Raw genomic sequence first — 14,484 nt, 5'->3', positions numbered from 1 at the left:
ATCCCCATGAGCAAACGCGAGCAGTGTCAGGCGAGTCGTCACGGCGACCCGCCTGTCCAAGCATAGCTATTCGCTCAGGGTTTGCCGGGCTGTGACGCTTGCGTTCGTCCGCTTTCCCAGCCGCCGCCCAGGGCCAGGAACAGATCGATCTGGCTCATGGCAACCTGGGTATTCGCCGCCGCCAGTTGCGCGCGCATCGCGGTGTAGGTGCGGGTGGCTTGCAGGTCGGCGAGGAACGATTCGCGGCCGGCCTGGAAGAAGCGGTGGGTCTGGTCTGCCGCCTCTTGGGCCGATTGCTCGGCGTCCGCCAGCGCTGCGCGCCGTTGCAGCACGGCGGTGTATTGCGCCAGGCCGGTCTGGGTTTCGCGGATGGCGTTGAGGACCACCCCGTCGAAATGCGCCAGGGCACCCTGGGTCGCGGCTTCGGCCTCGTGGATGCGCGCACGGGCGCCGTTGGTCGGCACCGTCCAACTGATCATCGGGCCGAAGCCCCAGCGGTTGGTCGCGGGCTGGCCGAGGTTGTCGAGCAGGCCCACGGTGCCCACCGTGGCGCCGATGGCGATGTCCGGGTACAAGGCGCCGGTGGCCACGCCGATACGCGCGGTGGCGGCGGCCAGTTGGCGCTCGGCCTGGCGCACGTCGGGGCGACGTTTCAGCAGCGCCGCACCATCGCCCACCGGCAACAGCTGGGCGATGTGCGGCAGCTCGGCGCAGGTGCCGGTGCCCGCCGGCAGTTGGTCCACTGGCTTGGCCAGCAGCATCGACAGGCGAAACAGCCCGGCCTGGCGCGCCGCTTCGTAGCGCGGCATGTCGGCGCGCAAGGATTTGTACTGGGTTTGCGAGCGGGTGACCTGGGTTTCATCGCCACGGCCCGCGTCACGCAGGCGTTGGGTCAGTTTGGTGCTCTGGGCTTGCAGGTCGAGGGATTCGTTGGCAATCGCCAGTTCTTCGTTGGCCGCGCAGACCTGGGTGTAGGAGCGCACCACATCGGCCACCAGGGTGATGCGCGCGGTATCGGCGGCAGCCTGGGCCGCATCGGCGCTGGCCTGGGCGCTTTCGATGCCACGTTGCAAGGTGCCGAACAGGTCGAATTGATACGAGGTGGTAAGGCCGACGCTGCCGATGTTATCCACCGGCACTTTGTCCGCCTGCAAAAACGCTTCGCCGGATTCCTGCAGGCGCTGCACTTCGGCCTTGGCGCCGGCACTCCAGCCGCCGACGGATTCAGCCTGTTGGGTCTGATAACGGGCGCGCTGCAGGTTGGCTGCGGCCACCCGCAGGTCGGTGTTGGAGGCCATGGCCTGGCGTACCAGCTCGTCCAGGCGCGGGTCTTTGTACAGCTTCCACCAGTCGGCCGGCACCGGCGCCGACACCACGTCGCTGCCCTTGCCCGCCAGTTGCCCTTGCAGGTCAGCGCGGTTGACGGCAGACGTTTGCGGCAACTGGTAATCCGGCCCCACCACTTGGCAGGCCGACAGTAACAACCCCAGCGCAGCGGTTGCCCACAGCGGCTTCATGGCTTGGCTCCCTCATTGGGTTTGTCGCCAATGATCGATACCGTGGCCGTACGCCCGGCGATCATGCGGAAGTCCGCCGGGACATCGTCAAAGGCAATACGCACCGGAATCCGCTGGGCCAGGCGCACCCAGCTGAACGCCGGGTTGACGTTGGGCAGCAGGTTCGAGCCGCTGCTGCGGTCGCGGTCTTCGATACCGGCGACGATGCTCTGCACATGCCCGTGCAGGCGGGCGTTGTCGCCGATCACACGGATGTCGACGCCCATGCCGACGTGGATGCCGTCGAGCTTGGTCTCTTCGAAGTAGCCGTCGATATGGAAGGAATTGCTGTCCACCACCGACAGCACCGGCCGCCCGGCGGTGACGAACTCCTGGGTACGCGGTGCGCGGTCGTTGACGTAGCCGTCCACCGGGCTGCGGATTACCGAGCGGTCGAGGTTGAGTTGGGCCGAGTCCACCGTCACTTGCGCTTCGGCCAGGGCCGATTGGGCGCGGGCAACACGGGACTGGCTTTCTTCCAGCTGCTCGCTGGGCACCAGGTTGCCGAGGCCACGGTTACGCTTGTACTCGCGACTTGCCTGGGCCAGGGTTTCCTGGCGGTCGGCCACGGCGGCCTGGGCCTGACGCAGGGCCAGCTTGAAGCGGTCCTGGTCGACGGCAAACAGTACCTGGCCCTTGGTCACCAGCTGGTTGTCGTGCACATCGACGCGCTGGATCAGCCCGGACACGTCCGGCGCGATCTGCACGATGTCGGCACGGATGTGACCGTCACGGGTCCAGGGCGCAAACATGTAGTACATGACCATGCGCCACACAACGACGACCGCGAAGCTCACGATCAACAACGTCAGGACTACACGGCCGATGGTCAAAAAAGGTTTTTTCATGTCATCAGGTATCGACTGAGTGAGTCCACCGCGCCCAGCAACAGCGCGTAGAGCCCCACATTGAACAATGCCCGGTGCCAGACCAGGCGATAGAAGTGGACGCGGGTCAACAGCCCGTGCACCACCAGAAATAACACGTACGTAATGCCCATCAGCACCAGCAGCGTGGGCAGGAACACCCCGCTGATATCCAGATCACCGATCATAAAGGCGCTCCATCGGGTAGCGGCGCTTCCATCTCAGTGCCGCCAATGAATTCCACACCCGGCAGCAGTGCCAGGCGCAGGCCGGCCAGCGCGTGCAGCAGGTGCAGGCGGGTATCGTCTTCGTCTTGCAGGCCCTGGCCGTTGAGGGCGCGGCGCGTGCGGTCGAGGGTCATCAGCAGACCGCTGGGCGCGGGCAAGCGTTCACCCGCCTTGAGGCAGGCCTTGAAGTAACCGCCCACACCTTCCACCACCTGGTTGAGCAGCACCCGCGGCACGCCGAGGATGCGCGGCGAATAGGCCAGCAGGTCGAGCAGGTTGAGCGCCACGCGCAGGTCGCGCAGGGCGATGCCGGTGTCCTGGCCGATCATCGCCAGGCGCGGCAGGTGCTGCATCAGGCGGTCGAGCATCTGTGCGGCGAGGTGCCGGTGTTCGTTCAGGGTGGCGGGCTCGGTCAGGCCGACGATGTCACGCCAGCTGAAACGGGTCAGGCGCTTGGCCGCCAGTTCGGCGCCGAAGGGCCGGGCGATCAACGTCCACACAAAGGCGAACAGCAGGCCCACGGGCCCGGCCAGGTTGACGTTGGCGAAGTTGAGGAAGTCCGCGTCGTAGGCGCCCTGGATGCTGATGAACGACGAGGTGTTCACCAGCGTCAGCAGCATGCCCAGGTAAAAACGCGGCTGCACGGTCAGCGTGCCGATGCAGATGAACGGCACCGCGAACGCCAGTACCAGCATCGGGAAATCGTGCAGGTTGGGCAGGACCAGGAACAGGTAGAGGCTGGCGAACAGCACCGACATGGCGGTCCAGAAAAAGAACCGATAGATCTGCGGCGCCGGGTCGTCCATAGAAGCGAAAAAACTGCAGGCCACGGCTGCCAGGATCACCGCGCTGCCGCCGTCGGTCCAGCCCAGCAGGATCCACAGCACCGACGCGACGATGATCGCGGTGACGGTGGAAAACGCCGAGTAGAGCATCAGGCCATGGTCGAGGAACGGCGTGAGCCGGCCCAGGCGCCAGTGACGGTACACGGCACGCCAGGTGTCCTGGCTTTCGCACTGGATGGCGACTTGCAGGCTGCGACAGTCCTGCCACAGGTCGATCCACTCGCCCAGGCGGTAGAGGGCATTGGAGAACAGCAGCGTGTGGCGCTCGTCCAGCACTTCGCCGTGGGGTTGCAGGGCGTCGACCTGGTCACGCAGGGCACGCCAGCGTTCCAGCGGTGCGCTTTCGGTGGTGTTTTCCAGCCACTGCCGGGTAGCTTCCAGCAGCGGCGTCAGTTGCTCGAGAAACTGCGGCGCACGCTGTTCGACGGCATACAGCGCATCGTCGAGCTCCTCCACCAACGGCAGCAGGTGGATCATGCGCCCGCGCAACTCCTTGGTATTGCGCACCGTCTGCGGCCGCGCGCCTTCGTGGGGCAACTGGCCGATCATCAATTCCAGGGTATTGAAGGTGGCGACCATGCCGCCGCGCAGGGCGCTGACTTCTTCCGGCTGCACATTGCGAGAAAGAAAACGCTGGCTGTAGACCTGGGCGTCGCCAAACCACTTGGCCACCGCGCCATCGAACACCGGCATCAGCCGCCGCGGCCAGAACATCGCGCCCACCACCGCCGCGACCGCAATGCCGAGGAAGATTTCCTCGGTCCGCGCCTCGGCCACATCCCACACCGCCAGCGGGTTATCCACCACCGGCAGGGCGATCAGCGGCAAGGTGTAGCCGGCCAGCATCAAGGCATAGTTGTTGGCGGTGCGCAGGTGCATGGAGAGGAACAGCAAGGTGCCCGTCCACAGTGCGATCACCACCACCAGGATGTACGGCGACTGCACGAACATCGGCACAAAAAACACCGCCGCCGCCGCCCCCATCAAGGTGCCGATGGCGCGGTACAACGCCTTGGAACTGGTAGGCCCGACAAACGGGCTGGAGACGATATACACCGTGGCCATCGCCCAGTACGGACGCGGCATTTGCATCAGCATGGCGATGTACAACGCGATCATCGACGCGGCGAAGGTACGAACCCCATAGAACCAGTCACGGGCGGGCGGAAAGCCGGTAAAAAATCCGTTCAAAGCGTCGCCGCCTCAAAGGCCCGCAGTACGCGCAGCGCGGCTTCCATGTCGGCGGTCGGAAGGTCCGCCAGCACTTCGCGGCGCAGGCGCACCAGTTGCACCTCCACCGCCTGCACCAACTCGCGACCACGCTCGGTGAGGCTCAGGGCCTTGGCGCGGCGGTCGTGGATGTCTTCGGTACGGCACACATAGCCGTCATGGCACAGCCGGTCGAGCAGACGCACCAGGGACGGGCTTTCCATCCCCGACGCTTGGGCCACTTTGACCTGATGCACCCCGTCGCCCAGGCGGCCGATCATCAACAGCGGCACGGCGCAGGCTTCGGAGATGCCATAGCTGACCAGCGTGCTCTGGCAGATTTTGCGCCAGTTACGGGCGCCCACCACCATGCTGCTGCTGAGGTTCATCTGAAGTTGTTCGAGGGATTGAGGCACTGGATAGTTCGCATACAGTTAGTTTGCTAACTATCAATATGGCCGAGGGATCGAATTGCGTCAAGTTTTGAAACAATTTAGCGGATGGGTGGAGCGATATCAGTGGCGACACCGCAGGACGAATGCTGGAGGGGGCTTATTCCCGACAGTGGAGTGTCAATGAACTGATTCATTAGCTGATCCACCGCCATCGGGGGCAAGCCCCCTCCCACATTTGGATCGGTGTCGGCTTCAGGGTTGCTGTGCGGCCTGGCCATCCGCGACCTCAGAAAAAATCACTCAGGCGATCAAAACCCAGATTTTTTTACTGCTCACCATTTTTTTTTACAAAAACACAATTTTCAAAAGATTTTTTTACACCCCTCGCCCACCCCGCAACATCAGATTCAACTCATCCACCACTTCCGCCCAATCCGCATCGTCCAAAATTTCCTCGCGCAAAAACGCTTTCTGGCTGTCGGTCCAAAAAAACGCATCTGCCAATTTCAGCTCCGGCTTGAGTGGCGAATGGGTGGTCACAAACTGATCAATACTGACCGGATCATCCGGCAGCCCAAGCTGTTTGAACAGTGACGGCAAGCTGTGCACAGGCGATTCCATGGCGGGCTCCTGAGAAGATGAATGCCCAGAGTCTAGTTCAGGCGCCAACCAGGCCAACAACCGCTCGACGCCCTGCTGTGCCGACAGCACCACACTTCCCGATAATCGGCACCCAGGCGCTCGGCGAAGACCTCGCGCAATCGCACCAGGGGCTCAATCAGCGCCAGGATCACGATCTGCTCGATGGCCATTGCGCGCCTCGCCGTCGGCGCCACCAGGTTATTGGGCGACGGCACGCGGCACCGGTGCGGTGATGTTGCCGGCGGCCCAGGCCGATTCACGGCTGGCCAGAGCGGTGGCGATGCTTTGCACGCGGTCGGAGTCCAGTTGTTCCGGCAGCGGGTCGAGCCCGGCGCTGGCGAAGATCTGGCCGTAGGCGTTGCGCAGGTCCGCATAGGCCAGGTCGCGGCGCAGGTCGGCTTGCAGGGTGTTGAGCTCGCCCTGGATCAGGTCGAGCTCGCCCAGGCCCGCCGCCTGATGGCGATTGCGCAGCTGGGTGAGGATCTGCCCGTCGATATTGGCCAGTTGTTCGTTGGTCTTGAACTGACGCACGGCGTCCTGGTAGTTGGCGTTGGCCACGTAGATCTGCGCCAGCACCGCGATGGACATCGCCTGGCGACGGGCGGTGGCGACCTCTTCCCCGGCCTTGGCGACGTCAATGGCGGCCGGGGCCGAGATCACGTTGAACAGGTTCCAGGTGACCTTGGCGCCGTAGTCGGCCCAGCGGTTGTCCACCAGGAACGAGTTGCTGTCGTAGTGCCCGCCAGCGCTGAATTCCAGGCCCGGAAGCAGGCGCAGCATGGCTTTGCGGGTTTCGGCGGCGCTGATGCGGGTCTGATAGTCCTGCTCGCGCAGTTCAGGCCGGTTGGCCAGGGCTTCCTGTTCAAGGCTGGCGAGGTTGACCTTCAATTGCGGCACGCTGTAGTCGTCCGGCGTGGCCAGCTTGAGGTCGGTGCCCATCGGCAGGTTGATCAGGGTCGCCAGTTCGGTCTTGGCCAGGGACAAGGCCCGGCGCTGCTCCTGCAGCTGGCGCGTGGCTTCGATCAGCGAGCGCTGGTAGCCAAGGGCCTGGACCGGGTCGCCGATGCGTTGTTCGCTCATGCTCTGGCTGTCGGTCTGGGCCTGGTCGACCCGCGCCATCAGGCTGTCGATCTGGCCGAGCAAGCGTTCGGCCGCCACGGCGCGCCAGTAGGCCGAGCGCACGTCCTGAACGATGGTGTTGATCACCTTGCGGCGGCGTTCCTGGATGATCAGGCGCTGATCGCCTTGCTGCTTGGCGCTGATATAGCTGACGCCAAAGTCGAGCACGTTCCACACCATGGTCAGGTCCGCCACGCGGCGGTCGCGATCCTGGGAGGTGGACGGTTCCAGGGACTGGGTACCGGTGCGCACGCTCTGGCTGCTGGAGGCGTTGGTGTTGTTGCGACCGGCGTAACCGGCCGACAGCGCCATGCGCGGCAGCATGTCAAAGCTGGAGAGGTCGGATTGACGCTTGGCCAGCGCCTCTTCCATCACCTTCAAACGACCTTCGAGGTTGTACTTCACCGCACGGGCCATGGCCTCGTGCAGGGTCAGCGGGCCGCTCAGCGGTTCCTGATCCTTGTACATACCCTGCAGGTCACTACGAGCGCGCTGCTCGCTGACGCTGCGCTCAATCGGCTTGCTGGTGACCGCACAACCGCTGATCGCCAGCGCCAGCAGGCTGGCGCCGAACAACTTGTGACGTGTATTCATCCTTGTACTGCCCCTGTTCCTGCGCCGAAATTAAGTATATTCAAGCCTGCATTTCGCTGATGCCGACTTGTTGCAGTGCCTGTGCCAGGTCGATCATCTGGCGATGCTCCCTCTCGTTGATCTGTTGCAATTGTTGCCCAAGGGTCGGCGCGCCAAAGACGCCACGCAGGCCCTGGGCCGCATCGCCGCCGCCCTTGATGGACTTGCTGTCGAACGCCTTGAAGCCACTATCGTTGCCACCGGTGTCGCGATTGAACAGGCCCGACAACGTGCTTGAGCCAAACACCCCGCCGTCTCCACCACCGAAGCCGAGGAAACCACTGCCACTTCCGTCGCCACTGCCATCGGTGCTGAACACCTGGGCGATAAAGCTGGGAGACGAGGCACCGTTGCTGATGAAAATGCGGCCGATCGGCGGCAGGCCTGCGCCCATTTCACGTTGCTCAAACAGCGGCGGGAAGCCGATGGATGAACCCAGGTCGCCAGTCGGGCGGCCGAAGATAATGGGCTGCAACGGCGCGTTCGGCGCGCCCTGAGGCGCAACCGGGTCGGTGACGCGAAACAGCGGGTCCCCGGTCAGTGCAAGGGTGTTGACCCCAAAGTTATTGGAGTTGGCAAAACCGCTACCGGCGTTGCCAGCCAGGTCTGCCACCAGGCTGGTGTCAAGGGTGATGAAATTACTCGGGTCGTTGATATTCGCCGTCGGCGTCAGGGTCGCGGTCCAGGTCTTGCCGCCATCGCTGGTGGCCAGGTTGGACAAGGTGCCGTTGGCGACGCTGAGGTCATCCAGGTCGAAGCCGGTGACTTTCTCGCTGAAGGTGAAGGTTACGGTCGTGGTCTGACCGACGACCAGGTTCGGATTGGCGACCGAAATAGTCGCCGTCGGCAGGTCGCCGTCGATTGCGTAGTTATTGGAGATGGCAATGCCCGAGCCGGCATTGCCTGCGCCATCGCTGACCAGGCTGCCGTCGAGTACCACCAGGTTGGTGGCGTCGGTGATGCCGGCGGTGGGGGTGAGGGTCGCGGTCCAGTGGATATTGTCGCTGGTGGTCAGGTTGGACAACACACCGTTGGCCACGCTCAGGTCCGACAGGTCAAAGCCGCTGACCGCCTCGGTGAAGGTGATGCTCACGGTGGTGGTCTGGCCGATCCCCAACAGGCCGTTGGCCACTGTAATAGTCGCGCCTGGACGCTGGGTGTCGATGCTGTAGTTACTGGAGGTTGTGGTGCCGCTGCCAGCGTTGCCGGAGGCGTTGACGACACCGCTGTTGTCCAGGGTGATGACGTTAGTGGTGTCGGTGATATTGCTGGTCGGCGTGAGTGTCGCGGTCCAGGTGATGCCACCGTCGCTGGAGGTAACGTTCGTCAGTGTGCCGTTGCTGAGGCTCAGGTCGGCATTGCTGAAACCGCTCACGGCTTCGCTGAAGGTGATGGTCACCGTCGAGGTTTCGCCAGCCTTGAGAGCCGTATCCGCCACTACGATAGTTGCGGTTGGCCGCACCGTGTCGATGGTGAAGTTGGCCGAGTGGGTCACACCGGTGCCGGTATTGCCTGCCAGGTCGGCGTAGCCGGTGTTGTTCAGGGTGATCAGGTTGGTGGTGTCGTGAACATTGCTGTCCGGGGTAAAGGTCCCGGTCCAGGTGATACCGCCGTCGCTGCTGACCAGGGTGCCCAAGGTGCCGTTGGGCACGCTCAAGTCGCTGCTGTCGAGGCCGGCCACCGCTTCGCTGAAGGTGATGGTCACCGTCGTGGTTTGCCCGACGAGCAGGCTCGCGCTGCCGAGCACAATGCTGGCCGTCGGCGCCACGGTATCGACGCTGTACGCATTGGAGACGGTATTCCCCGCACCGGCATTACCGGCACTGTCGCTGACCAGGCTGTTGTCCAGGCTGATGACGTCGCCGGCATGGGTGGTCGCGGCGTTCGGCGTCAGGGTTGCGGTCCAGGTGATGTTGTCCAGGGTGCTCAGGTTGCTCAGGGTGCCGTTGGGGGCTGTCAGGTCGCCCAGGGTGAAGCCGGTCACGGCTTCACTGAAGGTGATGGTCACCACCGATGAACCCGCTGCATTCAGGGCGTCGTTACTGACCACGATGGTCGCCGTCGGTCGCTGGGTGTCGATGCTGAAGTTGTTGGAATCGGTACTGCCGATGCCGGTGTTGCCCGAGGCATTCGCCACGCCGGTATTGTCCAACACGATCAGGTTGCTGATGTCGGTGATGTTGCTGGTCGGCGTTAAGGTCGCCGTCCAGGTGATGCCGCCGTCGCCGCTGGCAAGGTTCGTCAACGTGCCGTTGCTGATCGTCAGGTCGGCGCTGCTGAAGCCGCTCACCGCTTCGCTGAAGGTGATGGTCACCGTCGAGGTTTCACCAAGCGCCAGGGCGCTGTCCGCCACCACGATCGTCGCGGTCGGCCGTACCGTATCGATAGTGAAATTACCCGAGGTGGTGGAGCCGGTGCCGGCGTTGCCCGACAGGTCCGTATAGCCTGCGTTGTTCAGGCTGATGATATTGGTGGTGTCCTTGATGCCACTGGTCGGCGTGAACGTTGCGGTCCAGGTGATGCCGCCATCGCTGCTGCTCACCGCGCTCAACGTGCCATTGGGCACGGTCAGGTCGCTGTTGTCGAAACCGTTCACCGCCTCGCTGAAGGTGATGGTCACCAGCGAGGTTTCACCCGCCGCGAGCACCGGATCGGCTATCACGATGGTCGCGGTCGGCCGTTGGCTGTCGATGGCATAGTTGTTGGAGTCAGTGGTGCCGGAGCCGCTGTTGCCAGCAATGTCGACCACGCCGGTGTTGTCCAGGGTGATCAGGTTACTGGCCTGGTTGATGCCCGCCACCGCCGTCAGGGTTGCGGTATAGGTGATGTTGTCGCTGGTGCTCAGGTTGCTGAGGGTACCGTTGCTGACGGTCAGGTCGGACAGGTTAAAGCCGGTCACCGCTTCGTTGAAGGTAATGGTCACCGTTGACGTGCCACCGACGCCCAGGTGCTCGTTGGCCACCACCACGGTGGCGGTCGGGCGTTGGGTGTCGATAGCGAAGTTGTTGGAGTCAGTGGTGCCGCTACCCACATTGCCCGACACCATCGCCTGTACGCCGCTGTTGTCCAGGGTGATCAGGTTGGTGGCGTCGGTGAGATTGTTGCTCGGGGTGAAGGTGGCGGTCCAGGTGATGCCACCGTCGCCCGTGTGCACCGCGCTCAGGGTGCCGTTGGCAATGGTCAGGTCGGCATTGCTGAAACCGGTGACCGCCTCGCTGAACGTGATGGTCACCAGCGACGTGCCACCGATATTCAACGCGGGGCTGGCTACCACGATGCTGGCGGTGGGTAACACGGTGTCGATGGTGAAGTTGGCCGAGGTGGTACTGCCGGCACCCGCGTTGCCGGCAAGGTCAGCGATACCGGCATTGGCCAGGGTAATGGCATTGGTTGCGCTGCTGGTGTTCGTGCCTGGCGTGAAGGTCGCGGTCCAGGTGATGCCGTCAGCGCTGCTCAAGCCGCTCAGGCTCCCGTGGCTGGTACTCAGGTCGCTCAGGCTGAAACCGCTTACCGCTTCGCTGAACGTGATGGTCACCAGCGAGGTTTCCCCGGCCGTCAGTGTCGGATCGGCGACGACGATGGTCGCCGTCGGCCGCTGGGTGTCGATGCTGTAGTTGTTGGAGTCAGTAGTGCCGGTGCCGGCATTGCCAGCCGTGTCACTGTAGGCAGTGTTATCCAGGGTGATCAGGTTGGCGGTGTCGGAGACGCTCGCGCTCGGGGTGAAGGTGGCGGTCCAGGTGATGCCGCCGTCGCTGGTACTCACCGCCGTCAGCGTGCCGTTGGCAACGGTCAGGTCGGCGTTGCTGAATCCGACCACGGCTTCCGAGAAAGTAATAGTGACCAGCGAGGTGTCGCCGATTTTCAGCGAGTCGTTGGCGACCACCACGCTGGCGGTCGGGCGCACGCCATCGATGGCGATGTTGTTGGAGGTGCTGCTACCGCTGCCGGCGTTGCCCGCCCCATCCTGGACCCCGGTGTTGTCCAGGGTGATGTGGTTGCTCGCGCTGACGATGGCCGCGGTCGGGGTGAAGGTCGCGGTCCAGGTAATGTTGTCGCTGGTACTCAGGTTGCTCAGGACGCCGTTGCTCACCGTCAGGTCGGCCAGGGTGAAACCGCTCACGGCTTCGCTGAAGGTGATGGTCACCGGGGAGGTTTGGCCGATCCCCAGGTTGGTGTTGCCGAACACGATGGTCGCGGTCGGGCGCTCGGTATCGACGGCATAGGTGTTGGAGCTGGTGCTGCCGCTGCCGGCGTTGCCCGCAGCGTCGGTAATCAACGTGTTGTTCAGGGTGACCAGATCACCACTGTGGGTAACCCCACTGTTGGCGGTGAGGACGGCCGTCCAGTGGGTGCCATCGACCTGGACCAGGTTGCTCAGTACGCCATTGGATGCGCTCAGGTCGCTCAGGTCCAGATCGTTGACCGTTTCGCTGAAGGTGATGGTCACCTGAGACGAACCGCCAATGTTGAGCGCGGTGTTGGACACCACGATGCCCGCGGTCGGCCGCACGGTATCGATCACGTAGGCGTTGGACGTGCTGGTGCCGGTGCCCGCGTTGCTTGCGGTATCGGTATACAGCGTGTTGTCCAGGGAGATGCTGTTGCCGCTGCTGTTGTTGCCGGCCGCCGGGGTCAGGGTGGCGGTCCAGTGGATGTTGTCGCTGGTGGCCAGGTTGCTCAGGGTGCCGTTGGTTGCCGTCATGTCCGACAGACTGAAACCACTCACTGCCTCGTTGAACGTGATGTGCACTTGGGACGAGCCACCGACTTTCAACGCGGGACTGTCGACCACGATGGTCGCGCTCGGGCGCTCGGTGTCGACGGTGTAGCTGTTGGACGTGGTGGTGCCGATGCCTGCCAAACCCAGCGACTGGCTGGTGACACCGGTGTTGTCCAAGGTGATCTGGCCGGCACTGCTGGCGACGTTCGCGTTCGGGGTGAAGGTCGCGGTCCAGGTCTTGTTATCGCTGGTGGTCAGGTTAGTGAGAACCCCGTTGGCAGCTGTCAGGTCAGCCAGGGTGAAACCGTTGACGGCTTCGCTGAAGGTAATGGTCACCTGCGACGTGCTGCCGATATGCTGGGCTGGGGTTGCAACCACGATGGTTGCGGTCGGGTTCGGCACATAGGCATTGTCCGACGTACCGCCGATATCGTTGAACAGGCCATTGACCGCCGTCGGTTTGTTGCCGGCCGTGCCGGCACTGGCCAGGCCGCCATTGCCGCTGGCGCCGGAGTTGGCGCTACCGCCCAGGCTGGCGAAGTTGGCCGCCGTGATCAGCACCGAACCCTTGTTCCAGATTGCGCCGACGCCCAGGCCACCGTCGCCGCCATTGGTGGTGCTGCCGCTGTTCAGGGAGCCACCACCGCCGCCACCGCCGCCAGCACCGATGTTACCGGTAATCGCCGAGGTGCCGATGATGGTCAATTTGGCGCCAGCGGCGTTGTAGATACCGCCCGCAGCACCACCCCCCTTGCCACCGAGGGCGTTCCAGCCGGCACCGCCGCCACCGCCGCCGATCGATATTCCGCCGACGGCCGCAGCGCCGCCGGCGCTGCCGTTGGAGTAGCCGTAGGGGTTGGTCGAGCCCGCGCCGGCGCTGCCCGAGCCACCCTTGCCGCCCATCACAACCAGGTTATACCCGCCTCCCGTACCGCCCTGGTTGGCCGAGCCAGCGGCGCCAGCGTAGTTGCCAGTACCACTGCCGGTGCTGCCGCCATGCCCGCCGATGCCGTTGCCCAATGCCCCGCCACCACCCCCGGCGCCGCCGACCGCGCCACCGGTGACACCGCCACCGCCACCGCCACCGGAAGCCGCGTTTGCCGTGACGCTGACGTTTCTCAGCGTCAGGTCGCCGAAGTTGCTGAGCCCCGCGCCCAGCGAGTTGCCCGCACTGGTACCGCTGCCGCCATTGCCACCGTTACCGGCAATCAGGCCACGGGTAATCACCAGGCCGTCGAAGGTCACGGTGGTACCGCTGTTGACCTGGATCACGCTGGTCTTGTACTGCCCGTCCAGGGTTACCTCGGCAACGCCGTCATTGTTCAGGTCGCCGTCGAGGGTGATGTTCTTGGTGACCACCAACTGGCTGTTCAACAGTACGGTCATGCCGTTGTTGAAGGTCACGATGTCGCCGTTCTGCGAGGACGCCAGCGCCGCGCGCAGGGAGCCGACCCCCGAATCATTGCCGTTGGTCGCGGTCCAGGTCGCCAGGCCCCACTGGTAATCGTTCATCACCTGTTGCGACAGCAGGGGCGTGCTTTCGATGGCGCCGGTTGCGATTTCCAACGTCCAGTCGCCACCCAGGCCGGTGCGGTTGGTGGAGGCAGCAATGTCACGCCCGGTGTACTGCGCCAGGGAATCGACGAAGCTCACGCCGCGCTCGCCTTCGGCAGTGTTGCAGGCGTAGATCAGGATATCGCCGCCCACGTTCATGTCTTTGCCGATCTGACCCAGCACATCGGCGCGCGCCGCGACGTTGTCCGCCGACAGGTAGGTGCTGCCCAGCCACAAATCACCGGTATTGCCGTGGGCAATGATCTCCACGGTGCTCACGCCCTGGTGGCTGCCCAGGTAATCGGCGATCTGTTGCAGGCCGTCCTTGCTGCCGTCCAGCACCACAACCTGAGTGCCGGGAGCGACGCCCTTGAGCAGGCTGTCGAAGTCCTTGACCCGCGAGTCGACAAACACCACGGCCTGGCCGGGCACGGCAACAGGTGCGGTCGCCGGGGTGGCATCCGCCTGACCATGGGTGTCCTTGGCAGCAGTGGGCTGGTCTGCGGTGGGCGGCTTGGCCGCGTCCACGGTCGAGTGGTTATCGGCCGCCGTCGCCACAGTCGCCGCCACGGCGCCGTCGAACAACATGCGCGGTTCCAGGGACATGATCATGGGCGAACCCAGGGACCGGGCTGCGGCTGTTGCCCGCGCTACTCCACGCGACTTCTGTTTATTCCACCACATGAGACTCACCCGGGATCGAACGTCTGAAACTCAG

At 64.0% G+C, this 14,484-nt stretch carries 9 protein-coding genes; all 9 read right to left on the bottom strand.

The annotated features are described in order from the left end of the window. Positions 1 to 74: 74 nt before the first annotated feature. The gene (locus BB029_RS23780) at positions 75 to 1,517 is read right to left on the bottom strand and encodes an efflux transporter outer membrane subunit (RefSeq protein ID WP_065941018.1); all 1,443 of its coding nucleotides are present in this window, start codon (positions 1,515 to 1,517) and stop codon (positions 75 to 77) included. Further along, the gene (locus BB029_RS23775; RefSeq protein ID WP_065941017.1) at positions 1,514 to 2,404 is read right to left on the bottom strand and encodes an efflux RND transporter periplasmic adaptor subunit; all 891 of its coding nucleotides are present in this window, start codon (positions 2,402 to 2,404) and stop codon (positions 1,514 to 1,516) included. Before BB029_RS23775 ends, BB029_RS23780 begins: the two co-directional genes overlap by 4 nt. Then, positions 2,401 to 2,610 carry a DUF1656 domain-containing protein gene (locus BB029_RS23770; protein ID WP_012721577.1) on the bottom strand — a complete coding sequence of 70 codons (210 nt, stop codon included), beginning with the start codon at positions 2,608 to 2,610 and terminating at the stop codon, positions 2,401 to 2,403. Before BB029_RS23770 ends, BB029_RS23775 begins: the two co-directional genes overlap by 4 nt. Continuing rightward, positions 2,607 to 4,685: an FUSC family protein gene (locus tag BB029_RS23765; protein WP_065941016.1), complete on the bottom strand. Its 2,079-nt coding sequence runs from the start codon at positions 4,683 to 4,685 to the stop codon at positions 2,607 to 2,609. The genes BB029_RS23770 and BB029_RS23765 overlap by 4 nt, the downstream gene beginning before the upstream one ends. Beyond that, positions 4,682 to 5,092 (bottom strand): MarR family winged helix-turn-helix transcriptional regulator, encoded by a 411-nt coding sequence (locus BB029_RS23760; RefSeq protein WP_065941015.1) that lies wholly within the window; start codon positions 5,090 to 5,092, stop codon positions 4,682 to 4,684. The genes BB029_RS23765 and BB029_RS23760 overlap by 4 nt, the downstream gene beginning before the upstream one ends. 381 nt (positions 5,093 to 5,473) lie before the next feature. Further along, positions 5,474 to 5,719 carry a DUF2789 domain-containing protein gene (locus BB029_RS23755; protein WP_065941014.1) on the bottom strand — a complete coding sequence of 82 codons (246 nt, stop codon included), beginning with the start codon at positions 5,717 to 5,719 and terminating at the stop codon, positions 5,474 to 5,476. Positions 5,720 to 5,751: 32 nt separating this feature from the next. Next, positions 5,752 to 5,955, bottom strand: a complete 204-nt coding sequence (locus BB029_RS32510) for a hypothetical protein (RefSeq protein ID WP_083236474.1) — start codon at positions 5,953 to 5,955, stop codon at positions 5,752 to 5,754. Further along, a complete protein-coding gene (locus tag BB029_RS23750) occupies positions 5,939 to 7,453 on the bottom strand; it encodes a TolC family protein (RefSeq protein WP_065941013.1) in 1,515 nt (504 codons plus the stop codon). The genes BB029_RS32510 and BB029_RS23750 overlap by 17 nt, the downstream gene beginning before the upstream one ends. Positions 7,454 to 7,493: 40 nt before the next feature. Then, entirely contained in the window at positions 7,494 to 14,450 is a 6,957-nt protein-coding gene (locus tag BB029_RS23745; protein WP_065941012.1) for an Ig-like domain-containing protein, read from the bottom strand. Positions 14,451 to 14,484 lie beyond the last annotated feature (34 nt).

Source organism: Pseudomonas sp. S3E12 (assembly GCF_001702295.1).
Taxonomy (GTDB): domain Bacteria; phylum Pseudomonadota; class Gammaproteobacteria; order Pseudomonadales; family Pseudomonadaceae; genus Aquipseudomonas; species Aquipseudomonas marginalis.
The sequence above is the reverse complement of the archived record's forward strand: the minus strand, read 5'-3'. Positions and strand labels throughout refer to the sequence as shown.

Coding starts and splice junctions, on each gene's coding strand:
- BB029_RS23745 (WP_065941012.1), bottom strand. CDS start 14,450: ATGTGGTGGAATAAACAGAAGTCGCGTGGAGTAGCGCGGGCAACAGCC.
- BB029_RS23770 (WP_012721577.1), bottom strand. CDS start 2,610: ATGATCGGTGATCTGGATATCAGCGGGGTGTTCCTGCCCACGCTGCTG.
- BB029_RS23750 (WP_065941013.1), bottom strand. CDS start 7,453: ATGAATACACGTCACAAGTTGTTCGGCGCCAGCCTGCTGGCGCTGGCG.
- BB029_RS23775 (WP_065941017.1), bottom strand. CDS start 2,404: ATGAAAAAACCTTTTTTGACCATCGGCCGTGTAGTCCTGACGTTGTTG.
- BB029_RS23780 (WP_065941018.1), bottom strand. CDS start 1,517: ATGAAGCCGCTGTGGGCAACCGCTGCGCTGGGGTTGTTACTGTCGGCC.
- BB029_RS23760 (WP_065941015.1), bottom strand. CDS start 5,092: ATGAACCTCAGCAGCAGCATGGTGGTGGGCGCCCGTAACTGGCGCAAA.
- BB029_RS23755 (WP_065941014.1), bottom strand. CDS start 5,719: ATGGAATCGCCTGTGCACAGCTTGCCGTCACTGTTCAAACAGCTTGGG.